The following is a 14,562-nucleotide window of genomic DNA, read 5'->3' on the forward strand; positions in this document are numbered from 1 at the left end:
GGTGGGTCAATTTTAAATCGACGTTAGTGGGTCATTTTTACATCGGCGCTGACAACGGCGTTTACAAGACGTGAACGACACGATTACCCCATAGTAAACCAGAGCGCTGTTAACACGAAATCCAATCTTGAGCTGAAAGGAGGAGCCAGCAATAGGCCGCTTTAAGCGCCTGTAGGGATATTTCCAAAGTCTAGTTTGATATTAATTCCACTAATTTCAATTTCGCTTGATGCTAAGAAATACAGGCATAAAATTTGGCCAGAGGTACATATAAGAATCCGCCTTAAATGCTTGTTATCTGCGTTGCTGAAGATTAGCGACATGATGCTTATACTTCTTCTCACGCCAAAACCATATTGCATAACTTAAGGGGATAGCTCCAATCGAGCTCCAGAAGCCACTCATTAATACATCGGTAGTTTGTATCCAGCCCCAAGCTGTTTCTGACATAAACAACGGCTCAATACTTCGACCTACCATCACGCCTAAGATTGCTGGAAATGATGTACGAGCAGTAAACCTGAGACTTCCTTTTTTCCTCTCTAGCTTCCATTTTGAAAACTCGATATCAGGATCTTTCACTATTGCCTCCATAAGATAATTTGCCTAAAGCACATAATGCCTAATTGAGTCGCTGACAACACTACCTATACACTCAAACCTACGACCGAAATCACTGAAACTAATCCAAGTAGAAAATTACAAGCGTAACAGTCTGCTTAAATGCTTGTCATGGCGCAATTTGCAACACCTGTGGCGATTTACTACAATATAAATACAAACTAAATTAGGAGACATATTATGGCTACTGCAAGTGTACGTATTGACCAAGATCTTTTTGATAAGGCTGCGATAATGGCTAAAGCACTAAACCGCACTACACCAAAACAAATTGAGCACTGGGCTAAAATCGGGAAAATGATAGAAGACAACCCTGATCTACCTTATGAGTTCGTAAAGCAAGCAGTCATAGCAAAAGCTGAGAAGGAAGCAGGTAAATTAGAGGCTTACTCTTTTGACTAAGATTACCAACATTCTTCAGACACCTACTTTTAAGAAGGCGGTCAAGAAATTACACAAGAACCAAAAAACGGATCTAGATAATGCTATTCGAGCCCTTATGGAAGATCCGCATCTTGGTGAGCAGAAGAAAGGTGACCTGTTTTTCTTGAGAGTGCATAAATTTAAGATGGTTAAGCAATTAACATTGCTCGGTTATAGCTATGAAGATGGTACTGTAACTCTCGAACTAATAGCTCTCGGCTCGCACGAAAATTTTTATCGAGATATGAAGAAAATATATTGATTCAATGTGATCGAAAATATCCTTGCCCGTCTGAGCCATACTCGTTTGTTGAACGAAGCCGCTACGCGGCAGAGTAAAACAGCTACCATCCATACTCTTGTAACGCTATAACTCTCCTTATGAACAACACCTTACTAACCTTAAACTGCAAGGTAAACGACCTGCAACTATTGATGCCTATTCTCGTGCGGTTCGTCGAAAGGCATTTGATAATAAGGAGAATGGCATTGACGAAATCAGAGGAGATGTGACGACGAAAGAAACGAAAAACAGCTAACTGTTTGATAAGATTGCTATCGCAACCTTATCTTGACCTCGCTCGCCTTGAGAAAAGCCTCAAAGCGATGTGCCCTTCAAGTTCAATCGTACAATTTACTTAATAAAGTGGCTTCGGGCTTGTTCAACACTTGGGATTTAGTGTTGGCTACGCAACACCTTAATCCTTATTCGTTATGTGTATATTCTACCTTAGTGCTTTAAAACCCACCTCAAATGAGACAAACTTATCATTAGTTTCTTTCAAGTATGAACTAAACGATTTTTCTGTAAAAAATTTAGCATCAACTTCTGAGTACTCATGTTCATTTATATATAGCCTTGGAAAATCATCAAAAACACTCATTCCTCTAGAGGAAACATTTATACAAAATGAATATCTATTAGCGTTAACAACTCGATTACCATTACGCTCTGAGAAGCCTATTGATGGATAGCCTTTCTTAAATAAGACCTCCGAATATAAATCAATCACCTCAACGCCTAAGCTATCTATTTTTTCATTAAGTTTATTTTTTTCTATATAGTTTAACAAAACTCCTAGTTCGTTTTGTAGAAGGCAGTACTTAAGCTGTACATAGTACTGATTGTGGTCATTTTTAAACCTAGTAATTAAATATATTTCATCAAACGGTGAACTTTTTATTTCTTTTGATACTAACTTATCAAAAAATACACTAACAAAATTTTGCCTATCAAACTTAGTAAATATATTTTCCTTATCATAAACGACTAAAGCTGATTGATTCACATTAGCGTTATACTTCAGGAACTTCCTTGACTTTTTTCTAATTGTTTGCAGTAAAGACTTTTTATAGTCCTGTAGCGTATAGTTAGGATGCATCAAAATTTTCGTATCAAATGGCTCACCCGGCTTTGCTTGAGAAAAATATTTAACATCTTGTACTTTTAGTTTTTCCTTATCATCTTTGTGAACATAATTACCGTGCTCCAAAATTTCATATGCATAGTTATCTTTATTTTTTAATCGTGCTGATGTGCCATCGAAGTACAACTCAGTAATTTCCACACCTACATCAACCTTTCCTATCGATCTAGCATCATATTTCAATATAAAATCTGGCTGTTCACTTTTGCATATTTCACAATATTTACTTTCTTTAAAAATACGAGACAGAATATTTTCTTCTTCTCTATCTTTTTTCTCTCTCATAAAATTACCTTTAACGATCAATTTCCCCGATACACATAGACATAATGACCCCCACGAAAGGTGCTAGCCTCCAATATCGTGGGTTAGCTTAAAGCCAGAGCCATAATTAGTGCGTCAAACAACTAAATTTGGAGGCTAGCATGAATAAAGATAGCATAATTTTTATTGGCTTAGATACGCATAAGTCATTTATTCAAGTCACTGTATTACAAGAACATCGTGGGGCAAATCCACTACACCTTGGCCGTATTAAATCGAATAAGTCCGCGTTGATTAAATTGGCCAAACAGCTGCAATCTAAGTATCCCAAAGCCACTCTGCACTTTGTTTATGAAGCAGGACCATGTGGTTACTGGACTTATAGCTTAATGACGAGCCTTGGACACTGCTGCTATGTCGTCGCTCCATCACTTATACCTAAAAAGCCAGGCGATAGAGTTAAAACTGACAAACGTGACGCTGCAAGCTCGCCAAGCTGTTAAAGGCCGAAGAGCTCACACCCATCTATGTACCGGAAGCAGAAGATGAAGCCATTCGAGACCTCTCGCGTGCCAGAGAAACCGCAATGAAAGATCTCAAAGACGCAAAATTCCAACTCAAAGGCTTTCTTCTTCGCAATAATATCCAAGCGACGGTGAATGATAACTGGTCTAAAAAGCATCTACGGTGGCTAACCGACCTCATTCTTCCTCATCATAGTCAGCAAATCGTTTTACAGGAGATGATCATTACAATCAATGAGCGAATGCAACGGCTTCAACGACTCGATAATGAACTACTCCATCAAGTCAAAAACTGGCGATACTATCCTGTGGTGAAAGCCATTCAAGCTATGCGTGGCGTCAGGTTACTCGTAGCACTCGGCACAATAGCCGAACTGGGTGACTTACGACGATTTGATCATCCAAGAAAGCTTATGGCTTATCTCGGGCTCGTTCCAACTGAAAACTCTAGTGGAGGTAAAACTCGTCGTGGCAGCTTAACAAAGTGTGGCAACAGTCGGGCCAGACGGTTGCTGGTCGAAGGCGCACATACCTATAAGCACAAAGCGAACATCTCTGTAGAGCTCCAACTAAGGCAAGAAGGACTGCCTAAAGAGATCGTCGATATCGCTTGGCAGGCCCAGCAAAGGCTATGTCGTCGTTACCAACGACTGCTACAAAAAGGTAAACACCGAAATGTCGTTGTGGTCGCCATCGCTAGAGAGATGATCGCTTACATCTGGGCGATTACTCGTGAAGTTGTCATCAGCGATGTGGATCCTAAAACTCGAATCGCTCGATTACCGGCATGAAGACAGAATTAGTGTTATCGCATTGGATAAAGCATCGGGAGTGGCACAAACACCGACGGCGTTAGGACGGCAATATAGCTTCGGCTATATTGAACCACGAGCATAGACTTAAGACAGGTGCCACGATGGAACAAGTAAGGTAGGCTCTACTCATCAAACGATGAGCAATCCACGTATATCAGCATGAGAACCGACGACATTACTTGCTTCATCTATGCGGTAACACTATCCCCTAAGCAACAAGAAAGGCTCTGATAATACAGGAGAGAAACTTCTACGTTTTTAATTGACAGTGGGGGTCATATCAACGCCGCATTAAGGTGTGAGCGACGCTTGGCTATACTTGAGCGAAGCGAAACTGCCAAGCGTTGCGAATCACTCTTAAATGCTTTGTTAGCTGAATTTTTTCACTGTTTTAGAATTGTGGCTTGATCCCGCTAATATAGAATTTACGTAGCTATCAAAAGGTGGCTCCTTTAACAAGGTACGATTTAAATGCTGAAACAGTGAAAGCATTAATACAGTTAATGAGCTTGCCGATTTCAGTTCATTATTAAAATGAATGCTGACTACATTAAGGTTTTCACTTTTCGCTACATTTGCACCCAAATCCAATGGACCTAAATCAATACCCCGCGCAGTTTCATATACATTAGCTTTAACCACCACAGAACCATCTAAAAAACACAAAAGTGTTGGATGTGTACCATCACTTTCCTGTAACTGAATCGCTAGATTTTCTTCTGTGAAGTCATTTTTACTACCAAAAACCATGAAGCTCAGAATTTCATTTTGTTTTGCTACGGTAGAACTTGAACTTAGCCCGTTACCCAAGGTAATACCATTACCTATGTAATTACTAGGTACATCCTCTCGGAAAAACTCCGTCAATAATGTTTCTACATTTGACGCAAATTTATTCACTTGATCGCTATTTTTGTAGAAGCTAGACTTTAATTCACCTACCGCATAAACAGATTCATACGGGAAATACTGTGTACCATTTTCTCCCTCATACAATATTGGTGTGGCATTTGAGTCAGCGATGATAACGTCATATTGAGGGCTCACATTTAAGTTTTGATCTACAATATGTCCATGACCAACGAAGTATTTTGAAGGTAACCTGCGCGTGAGCATCTCTCGAAAAGGGATTTCTAATTCATCACCACTTGCATCAATATCACCTGTAGAATGAATCAATTTCACGGATTTTTTAGCATGTAACAACCGATCAGCTTCCTGACCATAAACATCAAATATTGGAAATTTCTTCATCTTTAAATACTACCTCGAACTTTTTAATTCAGCTAACGCTCTGCTAAATGGCGCTTTCACTTAATTTTCAAAGCCAACTACACTCAGTACCAAAACCGCCGAATGTTCCTGCGTCCGTTTAAGCAGTTTGTTAAATTACAAAGCCCACATTGAATAGACTTGGTTATCCGGAAGCAATAACTGGTTCTCCGCAGCAATATATTCCAGTTTGTTTTGTATAACTAGGTAGTCGTTTTCACCATGCATCTGAGCAAACTCACTTTGCAGAAGATCAACCTCATGTTCTTGAATATATGGTCTGACGATTCTGATGTGTTGATCAAAAGAAGTCACGACTTGAATTTGAAAGAAAGTAATCCATAGGTTATAGAGCATAAATGTGACCGAAGTAAACGTTAGAAAAATTAACGCACCAAGAGGAGGTTTACGTTTAACCTTAAGATCACCGTTTTGCCCGGTCTCTACTCGTTGCCTTAACTTGTAAGCAACAGCTAATAGAGCGAAGAAACTGCCTGTAATTCCACCAATTAGAAGTGAATAAACTGATAGAGCAGAGTCTTTTGCTACGCCCAAAGCACTTTTCGCATAAAGTGAATCTAAAAGTCCACTTACAACATAAGAAGAAAGGTAAACAACTGTGTTTCCAAAAATTCTTAAAATTGGATCTAAACAATACACAAAGACCATAGATGCAACAATGCCGGTTGCTATACCGATTTTTACTGACTTATCCATTAATAAACTCTATACCTAAATTTGTAATTTAACGCTTAAGTATTTATCCGTTGTCGTAGCACAATGGATAAATACCTGTTGGACTTGGCTGCTTCTATCTATGGAGTTTGCTTTTTAGGACTGACTTACGTTCCACTCTTATCATTAAGACTGGTACCCCATCAGCCGTCCATTTTCCACTTCTAGCCACCAATTTATCTACTGCGACTATACCCGTTGCATAATCTTTTTAAAAGCGAACAATGCCCCTCTCTCGCCATAACACAACGATAATTTTATTCACTACAATCAGACAACTAGGTCAGTCGATGCTCTGAAACGACTATCCTAGGTCTAATATTGATGCACACGAGTACCATGCTGTTGCTATGGCAGTTCGGACAACAAGGTTTCTCTTTCAGCACTTCCGATTTCTCTACGGGTCGCTTTCGTAAGCTTTGCCTAATTTCCGCTATCGCTTTTACCCGTACAGCATTAGCTAAAAAGCCATAGTAGCGTATTCGCATCAGCCCTTTAGGCAACACATGTAAAAGTAAGCGTCGAAGTAACTCGCCCGCATTACAACACATTCTTTGCATCCCATTGGTTCGATAGTCTTTGTAACTCATCGTGATACGGCCATCCACGTTATAACTTAATTGGTTGGGATTTAACCCTATACGATTGCAATACCGAGATAGATAACCCACTACCGCAGTAGGCTCGTGGAGTACAGGTTTACTGTACACAACCCATCTCTTACTAGCGGCTTCCTCTAATAAATTACTGTGCGTTGCTATCAACTCGCTTACTCGGCATAACATCTCTTTCTTAAAGCGAACGGATAGGGCTTTAACCGGAAGCAGGTAACTCTCTTTTCTTGTCGGTTGCCATTGCCGATCTTTTGTAAGCACCCCACTCGGTAGTAGGCAATGAATATGAGTATGTTGACTCAGATTTCTTCCCCAAGTGTTAAGAACCATTAATGCTCCAAGTTGACCGACAAGGTGATGCCGCTCATTAGCAAACGCGCATAATGTTGCCCACACTGAATGAAACAAGCATTGATAAACCACCTTAGGATGCGCTTTAACCAGAGCATTGAACTCGTGAGGTAAGGTAAAAACCATATGATGGTAGGCCACAGGTAAAATATCTTGGCTTCGATTTGTTAGCCATTGCTGTCTCATCTGCTCTTGGCAATTGGGGCAATGACGGTCTCGACAAGAGCAGTACCAACGCGTTTCATGACCACATTGCTGACAACGCCAGTCGTAGCTGCCCATACGCTCTGTTCGGCAGTCTCTTAAATGGTTAAGCACTTGCCACTGTCTCGGTGTGACTTTACTTTTATCAAGCTCTTCTAAGCCTTGTGTTAATACGGCTTGGTAAGGAGATAATGCGTTCATTCGCTCTCCTCCCATAGTTGAGCAACTAAGTCGAACTTACTTCCGTCCGAGCTTTCGTTGTGATGACCTATCCAATGGGTGTACCTCAATGTCGTTTTGATATTCGAATGTCCGAGGTAACGCTGAAGAACATTCAAAGGCATGCCCGATTCAAGCTGATGAGTCGCATAAGCGTGCCTCAAGGCGTGTATTCCTCCTAATTTTCTGACGTTTGCCTCTACTTTTGCTGCTTTGAAGCATTTCTGCAGAGAGCTAATACCCAATGGCTTTTCGGGCTCTAGGCTGGGAAACAGCACTACGGTGGGATGATAATGACACCAGTAATTTCGAAGATGATTCAGTTGGCTATCACCCAGTGGAACAAAGCGATCTTTTTTACCTTTACCACAATGAATGTGCAGTCGTTTCGCCGCACCATCAATGTCTTTCACGTACAAGCCGACGACCTCACTGACACGTAGGCCACATCCATAACACATTTCAAGTGCGGTCTGATATTTAAGACTTCGACAATGACTAATGATACTTCTTACTTCCTCGCGATTAAGCAGCTCCGGTATTTTACTGGCGCGTTTAATCGGGGGAACCAGTCGCTCCTCAAATTCTCTATTCAAAACGGCACGATAAAAGAACAAGATGGCATTCAAAGCTTGAGCACAAGTACTACTACTTAAACTCCGCTCTGTGGTGAGCGTACGTAAATACGCACTAATTTGTTGATCAGTGAGTAAATCGGGGGACAGATCGTAAGTAGTAGATAGATCTTTAACCCAACGTAAATAGCTTGCATGGGTTTTCGGAGAAAAACGGCGAACCGCCATTTCATCGATAAGTTGTTGTCTTAATAGGGTCATGATGTATTCCTTAATCTATGGATACATCATAAGTTTGGTCTATCAGGTAAGTGAGAGGAAAGCCCTCCGCGAAGCGGCTTAGTTCAACGCCCAATTAAGTAGCTGACAACGCTACCAATACACTCAAATCTACCACCAATATCACTGAAGCTAAACCGTACTGAAAATGCTAAGCGTTGACAGTCTGCTTAAATTATTTGTTAGCTTAAAAACACCACTGCATTATTTAACGCATGAATACCAAATGTAACCCCAAATGCCGCTTTAAATGATTTTTGACGCCAAGTTAAATAGGATATTGAAAGAATAAAAAACAAGAAAAGTACCCCAAATCCATTTGGCACGCTGTTAAAAGTATGTGCTGCGCCCCATGTCAGCGCGCTAATTACTGAAGTCATCACTACTTCAAAATTAAACATTTGTATAAGCTTTAATATCGGAACCATTAGAAACGTTTCGACAGCCGGGGCTAGAATAATCAAAAATAATAATGACGATTCCTGTCTACCATTCGGAGCAACAAGCTCAGAACCCCATATGTATGACGCAGCGAATACTAAAGGAAAAGTCACACAAGCATGCAATAGATATGATTTCACTACATATCCGATTTCATTTTGGTTTGTATTAAATAAAAAACTAAATATTTTCATGCCCACTTCCATGTTTAAGCTAACGCCGCATTAAGGTGTGAGCTGCGCTCGACTATACTTGAGCGAAGCGAAAGTGCCGAGCGTTGCGAATCACTCTTAAATGCTTTGTTAAAGGTCAATTTTCGCCTCTTCCAGAGCCTGTTTTTGAATGTTTTCTAGAACTTCCTCAGTTAACCCATACTTTGCCGCGACACTCATTGTGATCGGGTTTAGGATGTCCTCAACTTGATTGAACAACTCTATTGATTTTTCCAATCCTGTAATCATCTTATTACGCCCGGACTCGTTCATAAAATCCATAGCCTTAGCTTGGAAATAGCTATGAGCTAAGAAATTACGTTCCTTGAGAGCCTTAGCCAACAACGATTCTGTAGTCGATTGAAGTACATTTAAAGATTTTAGGTGTCCTATTAGCCTACCCATCGTCTTATCACTAACTTCCTGATCAAAGCTATCAAACTTAGCCTCCCACTCCTCTTGGGTGTGTTTAGACTTTGACTCTCTTTCGTATAAATCACAAAAGATGAGCAACTGAATAATTGATTGTTCCACACATTGCGCACGATACATCGCTAAACCGTAATATGCGTAAACTTCTTTACAATGTTCTGATTTGTCCATACTGACCTTTAACGCCGCGTTAAGTAGTGAGCGACGCTGACCACCTAACCTAACCCATTGTGCCGTAAACACTAAAACCAAAGCAAACCGAAAATGCCGAGCGTTGCGAATCTGCCTTAAACGCCTTGTTATGCATTCATGCGCAATGTGAATCACTTCTTCTTTTTCTTACTATGTTGTTTTACCCTCTGTTGAACTAGCGGGGGATTGTCCATAATTTCGTTTATGTTAACACTTTTACCGAATGGCAGAATTGGACCATGAGTATTAGTTACGCCAAGTTCCTTATTTGTATCTTTTTTTGGCGCAATCTTTTTTTTGTGTTTTTTGTCGTATACAAGGTCTGCACTCTTTGTTTCAGCGCAGACAAGAATCACTTTATCAAAAGGAAATTTAACCTTACTTAATAGGTGATTAGTCCATGGGATATGGTAACTTTTATAGTAAGGATTTTGTGGTTTCATATATGAACTGAATGCAACAATGATCAATTCCTCATAATTGGCAGAGCTTAAGTATTCCCTATATTTGCTTTCTTTCTTCCTTAAATTAGCAAGCGCATAGTGGTTCTCTAGCATTATTGACTTACTTTTAGTTGGTCTTTGCGAATAACTACCATTCTCTAACAAATCACTTAACTGCTTATCGATATGAGGTTTCTCTGCATACTTATCATTAAAATATTGAAGCGTTTCTGGCTTATCGACGGTTGTTATCTCAATTCCAATCTTATTACCGTTTTTAAGTATGATCGCAGCATCAGGTCGATCAACTTGATTTTCGTCGATACTAAACTTGCCATATAGCTTCTCTAGCAATCCCGCTGACGCTGACAATATAGCTCGCTCTTTTTCAATCTTACTCATTATAAATCACCCATTTTCAAAGAATGCATAACGCCGCAATAACACGTGCGAACGATTTACTTACCAAGCCAATTACACTCTAAACCGCGAATGCCGAGTGTAATAGCATCGTGTTGATTGCTTTGTTATACCGTTACTCAACTTTTTTGATGAACTCATTACAGCCTTGACACTTATAGCCATGCTTAAAGAAAAACAATGGAAAACCAAGAAGAATGAAAACAACAAATGCTGGCTTTTTACCCTTGGTAAATGGAACTAAATCCTCACTACCACAATTAGGACAACAGTTTTTTATTATTTCAGTTTCAGGACTATTTATCACCGCTTCTGAGAAATCTGTATTTATGATTGATAATGCCATTTCAAAATCAGCCTCATTAACCATTAATCGAACACCGCCAACTGCATTAGAATACAGCCATTGAGCATTCACGGTATGCTCATCGGCAATTACACTTACAATTCCAGCAGCCTCCAGACTTGCTTTGGCAATGTGAGCTTCATGCGGAAATGAAAATCGAGCTAATACTTCCATGTTTAACCTCCAAAACGGTATAACGCCTTGCTAAGTAGTGCTGACACCTAATTTACCAAGCATGCATCACTTCAAACCAAAACTGCCACGCGTATTAGCATCTACTTGAGCAATTTGTTATGAAAGGCTCAAACATGGCCACAAAACCCAAACATCAACCAGAAACTCAAGACACAGAGCCGGCTGCTGACTCACTAATATTACCGAGAAATCACTTACAGAAAACACTAAAAATGAGGTTAAAAAGAAGAGCCGAACGATGAGTTTACGGTGAAAATAATTGCCATTGCTCGAACCTATTTGAGGGGCACAAAGTCTCTTGGCATATTATCTCTTTCGATGATTTCAAATAGGCTTAGAGGCAAAGAACCCACTGGCTTTAAACGCGTATCGCGTTGAATGGGGAAACTAGAAAATTACAGCCTTTGGAGAACAAGCCTACCTTTAAAAACCACGTTCTACAGTAGCTTCATAACAGCTCTTAGACAGAAAAATTCTGCATTTAAATATAGAATTTTTCTATCTAGTATCTTGATGAAGTTAACCATACCCCGTTTTTATGAAAACTAACAGCAACTTAAGCACTACGAGCATCTGCCTGCATCCCAAAACACAGACTTTTTCTATATAGCATGAATTGATGTGCCAAACTGCAATTCATGTACATATAACCAGTTAAAATTAAAATGCAAAAATCACCATTTCTAGCCTATATACAAGAGTATATGTTGGGGAGACACTATGCTCTTCGTACTACACAGGCGTACATCTATTGGATCCACCAGTACATTCTTTATCATGATAAAAAGCATCCCAGAAGTCTGACGTCGAGGCATGTAGAAGACTTCCTGACGCACTTAGTTGTTGATAGGAAGTCAGCACAGAAAACGCAGAGCCTAGCCCTCAATGCGATAGTCTTTTTATACAAAGAAATCGTTCAGGAACCCATTGAACTTGATATGCAGTTTCGCCGTTCAGACAAATCCCGAAAGTTGCCAACGGTTATGACTCCAGAAGAAATTGGCAGGTTCTTTAACCACTGCTCACCTAACTTCAAATTACCTTACCAATTAATGTATGGGTCAGGCCTACGGTTGATGGAGTGTCTACGCTTACGAATGCAAGACATCGACTATGACTACAAATCAGTGCGAGTGTGGCAAGGAAAAGGAGGAAAGAACCGTATAGTGACAATAGCCCCCGAGCTTTTCCCTTCAATCAAGTTACAACAACAGAAATCCGCAGAATACTATCAGCAAGATATACATGATAAAGCTTTTTCTGGCGTATACCTGCCCGACTCTCTAGCTAAAAAATACCCGAGTGCAGAAAGAAGCTTAAATTGGCAATTTCTTTTTCCTTCTGCTCGTCTGGCACCCGATTTGCGAACAGGTGAATTACGTAGGCATCATATTCATCCAACAGCACTACAAAAACACATTAAGGTCGCTAGCCAAAAAGCCGACATTGAGAAAAACATTTCCTGCCACACTTTAAGGCATTCATTTGCGACGCACCTTCTTCAAAGCGGTGCTGATATTAGAACAGTTCAAGAACAGCTTGGACATACCGATCTAAAAACAACGCAAATATATACCCACATCATAGATAGAGGAGCCAACAGCGTAATTAGTCCACTGTCAAAAATATTCGTTAAGTAATTGTCGGGGAATCTCGGGTTCCGAGGTTTCGTAAACTTAGCGGCTAACCACTCACTTACATACCTTTACTTAACAAACCATGAAACTTGCTAAATTAGATGCTGACTTTTACTTATCGCTCTAGCCGTAACTTCCGTATTGTTACGCGCCATCAATGATATACATAAGGAAATGCAAATGAAGCGAATTGAGCAACTACCAATGCCACCCACTTCTGGTGTTTTAGGACATGTGAGCTATTTAAAAAAGTCCAATGTTCATCAGCAAATGTTGTGTTGGATTAAAGAGTACGGTGCTCATTTTCGTTTAAAACTAGGCATGAAAGATGTACTTGTATTGTCTGATGCAGCTCAAATCAAGTCAGTGCTAAAGTCTCGACCTGAGGAGTTTCGCCGCCTAAAGAATATCGAGAGTGTCTTTGATGAAGTCGGTCTTAATGGCGTATTCTCTGCTGAAGAAGAACGTTGGAAGCATCAACGAAAATTAACAGAACCTATGTTTCAGCCGGGTCATCTGAAAAATTTTCACCCTCAGCTAAGTGTGATTACGGAGCGTTTGGGAAAGCACCTTGAAATGCTAGCGGAATCAGGAGAAGTGGTCGAACTCGTAGCAGAGTTTAAAAAATACACGGTTGATGTAACATCTCTGCTAGCGTTCGGGGAAGACTTTAACTCAATAGAACAAACAACTGTGCCACTAAGTAAAAGCTTACAAAACGTATTTCCGGTAATAAATCAACGCTGTAGTTCTCCAATTCCATTGTGGCGTTTTTTCAAAACGAAAAAAGACAAGCTGTTTGATACCAGTTTGGAAGACATAGGGCATTTCGTTTATGGGTGTATTGAAAAACAACGCGCTCGTCTGGTTCACGAACCAGCCCTTAAAGACTCACCAGAGAACATGCTGCAAATCATGTTATTGGAACAAGAACAAGATTCCTCATTAACTGACCAAGATATTGTTGCAAATGCTATTACCCTTCTATTAGCAGGTGAAGATACCACAGCGAATACACTGGCATGGATGGCATTCTTAGTTAGCGGCAATCGCAGTAGTGAGTTGGCCTTACAAGATGAACTTGACGCCCTAGGGAAGAGAAAGGTCTTAGAATGGCCGCTTCCTCGAACACCTTATATGACAGCGGTGATGTATGAAGCGATGCGATTAAAACCGGTAGCGCCACAACTTTATTTGGAACCCACACGAGACACTCAGATTGGTGACATCGAAGTAAAAAAAGGCACGCCTGTTTTTGTGATGCTACATGCGAATGGTTTTGATGCTGATTTATTTGAAGACCCAACCACGTTTAACCCGAATCGTTGGATAGAAAAAGATGGCGCTTCCTTCTCTAACCTTCAGCCGTTTGGTGGCGGTGCAAGGCTATGCCCTGGACGCTCATTGGCCATGATGGAAATTAAACTCGCCTTTCATACATTGTTTAAAGAATTCAGTATCGAGCCGCAACAAGCCCCTGAAACTGTGGTTGAACAATTTGCGTTCACGATGTCTCCTGTTGGGTTTAATGTAAAAATAACCAAGCGAAGCTAGCTTACAAATAGACGTATCGAGAGCCAATGATAAAGCCGAACTATCGGCTCTTTTCGTCTATTTCAACTCATCCAACACTTCATAGCATTCCGTGTCTATTTTCAGATAAGTACCTTGATCTAAAGCTATCGTATGAAATTCTGGGGCACCCACACCATTAACCAAATTGACTTCAAGCCAAACTTTGCCAAATTCATCGATATACCAAACTCGCCACAAAAGATTGGACTGTACAAGCAGCTGATAAAGCTTATAGGTCATATACAAGTCTGAACCCGCTTTCTGTGATGCTTCAATGAGATCATCAGGAATACGGTGTTTTTCAAGGTAGTTGTCATCATTTGCTTGCTTATTAAGCAGCTTCTCT

Annotated in this window: 15 protein-coding genes and 2 pseudogenes; 6 read left to right on the top strand and 11 right to left on the bottom strand. The window is 40.3% G+C overall.

From position 1 onward, the window contains the following. Window positions 1-294: 294 nt before the first annotated feature. Window positions 295-594: a hypothetical protein gene (locus tag AB6D80_RS22150; RefSeq protein ID WP_372189606.1), complete on the bottom strand. Its 300-nt coding sequence runs from the start codon at window positions 592-594 to the stop codon at window positions 295-297. A 207-nt stretch (window positions 595-801) separates the two neighbouring features. On the opposite strand from AB6D80_RS22150, the gene AB6D80_RS22155 reads away from it, so the two are divergent. From AB6D80_RS22155 to AB6D80_RS22165, 3 genes and pseudogenes are all read left to right on the top strand, one after another. Further along, window positions 802-1,023 (top strand): TA system antitoxin ParD family protein, encoded by a 222-nt coding sequence (locus AB6D80_RS22155; protein WP_372189608.1) that lies wholly within the window; start codon window positions 802-804, stop codon window positions 1,021-1,023. Then, a complete protein-coding gene (locus tag AB6D80_RS22160) occupies window positions 1,016-1,306 on the top strand; it encodes a type II toxin-antitoxin system RelE/ParE family toxin (protein ID WP_009847097.1) in 291 nt (96 codons plus the stop codon). Before AB6D80_RS22155 ends, AB6D80_RS22160 begins: the two co-directional genes overlap by 8 nt. A 103-nt stretch (window positions 1,307-1,409) precedes the next feature. Beyond that, window positions 1,410-1,505, top strand: a pseudogene (locus AB6D80_RS22165) (integrase); the annotation flags it as partial. Between the two features lie 264 nt (window positions 1,506-1,769). Here the strand turns inward: AB6D80_RS22165 and AB6D80_RS22170 are convergent. Then, the gene (locus tag AB6D80_RS22170; protein WP_371703578.1) at window positions 1,770-2,756 is read right to left on the bottom strand and encodes a hypothetical protein; all 987 of its coding nucleotides are present in this window, start codon (window positions 2,754-2,756) and stop codon (window positions 1,770-1,772) included. A 140-nt stretch (window positions 2,757-2,896) separates the two neighbouring features. Here AB6D80_RS22170 and AB6D80_RS22175 point away from each other — a divergent pair. Further along, a pseudogene (locus AB6D80_RS22175) lies at window positions 2,897-4,050 on the top strand (IS110-like element ISVisp2 family transposase). 393 nt (window positions 4,051-4,443) lie between these two features. Here the strand turns inward: AB6D80_RS22175 and AB6D80_RS22180 are convergent. The 8 genes from AB6D80_RS22180 to AB6D80_RS22215 all read right to left on the bottom strand — a co-directional run bounded on the left by AB6D80_RS22180 (window position 4,444) and on the right by AB6D80_RS22215 (window position 10,983). Further along, window positions 4,444-5,328, bottom strand: coding sequence for a DUF6602 domain-containing protein (locus AB6D80_RS22180; protein WP_372189610.1), 885 nt, complete (start codon window positions 5,326-5,328; stop codon window positions 4,444-4,446). A 135-nt stretch (window positions 5,329-5,463) separates the two neighbouring features. After that, complete coding sequence (locus AB6D80_RS22185) at window positions 5,464-6,063, bottom strand: hypothetical protein (protein ID WP_372189612.1); 600 nt, start codon at window positions 6,061-6,063, stop codon at window positions 5,464-5,466. Window positions 6,064-6,359: 296 nt separating this feature from the next. After that, complete coding sequence (locus AB6D80_RS22190; RefSeq protein ID WP_372189614.1) at window positions 6,360-7,451, bottom strand: transposase; 1,092 nt, start codon at window positions 7,449-7,451, stop codon at window positions 6,360-6,362. Further along, entirely contained in the window at window positions 7,448-8,305 is an 858-nt protein-coding gene (locus tag AB6D80_RS22195; protein ID WP_371710850.1) for a tyrosine-type recombinase/integrase, read from the bottom strand. Before AB6D80_RS22195 ends, AB6D80_RS22190 begins: the two co-directional genes overlap by 4 nt. Window positions 8,306-8,505: 200 nt before the next feature. Continuing rightward, on the bottom strand, window positions 8,506-8,958 hold the full coding sequence (locus AB6D80_RS22200; RefSeq protein ID WP_012604275.1) for a hypothetical protein: 453 nt from the start codon (window positions 8,956-8,958) through the stop codon (window positions 8,506-8,508). A gap of 108 nt (window positions 8,959-9,066) precedes the next feature. Next, window positions 9,067-9,579 carry a hypothetical protein gene (locus AB6D80_RS22205; RefSeq protein ID WP_372189616.1) on the bottom strand — a complete coding sequence of 171 codons (513 nt, stop codon included), beginning with the start codon at window positions 9,577-9,579 and terminating at the stop codon, window positions 9,067-9,069. A 152-nt stretch (window positions 9,580-9,731) separates the two neighbouring features. After that, window positions 9,732-10,445, bottom strand: coding sequence for a hypothetical protein (locus AB6D80_RS22210; protein WP_017079783.1), 714 nt, complete (start codon window positions 10,443-10,445; stop codon window positions 9,732-9,734). 133 nt (window positions 10,446-10,578) lie between these two features. Then, complete coding sequence (locus tag AB6D80_RS22215) at window positions 10,579-10,983, bottom strand: DUF2007 domain-containing protein (RefSeq protein ID WP_372189618.1); 405 nt, start codon at window positions 10,981-10,983, stop codon at window positions 10,579-10,581. A gap of 686 nt (window positions 10,984-11,669) precedes the next feature. Here AB6D80_RS22215 and AB6D80_RS22220 point away from each other — a divergent pair. Both AB6D80_RS22220 and AB6D80_RS22225 read left to right on the top strand, forming a co-directional pair. Continuing rightward, the gene (locus AB6D80_RS22220; protein ID WP_372189620.1) at window positions 11,670-12,644 is read left to right on the top strand and encodes an integron integrase; all 975 of its coding nucleotides are present in this window, start codon (window positions 11,670-11,672) and stop codon (window positions 12,642-12,644) included. A 177-nt stretch (window positions 12,645-12,821) separates the two neighbouring features. Then, window positions 12,822-14,195, top strand: coding sequence for a cytochrome P450 (locus AB6D80_RS22225; RefSeq protein ID WP_372189622.1), 1,374 nt, complete (start codon window positions 12,822-12,824; stop codon window positions 14,193-14,195). Between the two features lie 57 nt (window positions 14,196-14,252). Here the strand turns inward: AB6D80_RS22225 and AB6D80_RS22230 are convergent. Then, window positions 14,253-14,562 (bottom strand): hypothetical protein (locus AB6D80_RS22230; RefSeq protein ID WP_372189624.1); only part of this gene is annotated, 310 nt, incomplete at its 5' end.

It is taken from the genome of Vibrio sp. 10N.247.310.17 (assembly GCF_041466605.1).
Taxonomy (GTDB): Bacteria; Pseudomonadota; Gammaproteobacteria; order Enterobacterales; family Vibrionaceae; genus Vibrio; species Vibrio tasmaniensis_A.